The 705-nt window shown below is 63.0% G+C and carries 1 protein-coding gene; it reads left to right on the forward strand.

Annotation, left to right across the window (positions count from 1 at the left end; all coding sequences use genetic code 11):
* On the forward strand, positions 1 to 703 hold a 703-nt coding region (gene nifH / locus CKO11_RS17145), incomplete at its 5' end, for a nitrogenase reductase (protein WP_223641516.1).
* Positions 704 to 705: the final 2 nt, after the last annotated feature.

A 705-nucleotide genomic window follows, 5' to 3' on the forward strand; every position in this document is an offset into this window, starting at 1 on the left:
GGCGGATTCGACCCGCCTGATCCTCGGGGGCCTGCCGCAGGCGACGGTCATGGACACGCTGCGCATCGAGGGCGCCGAGCGCGTCACGCTCGACAAGGTGGTCCGCACCGGCTTCAAGGACATCCGCTGCGTCGAGTCAGGCGGACCGGAGCCGGGCGTGGGCTGCGCCGGCCGCGGCGTCATCACCGCCATCGACCTGATGGAGGAGAACGAGGCCTATACCGAGGAGCTCGATTTCCTGTTCTTCGACGTGCTGGGCGACGTGGTCTGCGGCGGCTTTGCCATGCCGATCCGCGACGGCAAGGCGCAGGAGGTCTATATCGTGGCCTCGGGCGAGATGATGGCGATCTATGCCGCCAACAACATCTGCAAGGGCCTTGCGAAATATGCCCGCCAATCCGGCGTGCGCCTCGGCGGCATCATCTGCAACAGCCGCAACGTGGATGGCGAAAAGGAATTCCTCGCCGAATTCACCGCCGCCATCGGCACCAAGATGATCCACTATGTGCCGCGCGACAACATCGTGCAGAAGGCCGAGTTCAACAAGCAGACGGTCACGGAATTCCAGCCCGACTGCAATCAGGCCCAGGAATATCGCGAGCTTGGCCGCAAGATCATCGAGAACACCGACTTCGTGATCCCGAAACCGCTGGCGATGGATGAGCTGGAATCGATGGTCGTGAAATACGGCCTCGTTGACTGAGG

This window comes from Rhodobacter sp. TJ_12 (assembly GCF_020023995.1).
Lineage (GTDB): Bacteria > Pseudomonadota > Alphaproteobacteria > Rhodobacterales > Rhodobacteraceae > Rhodobacter.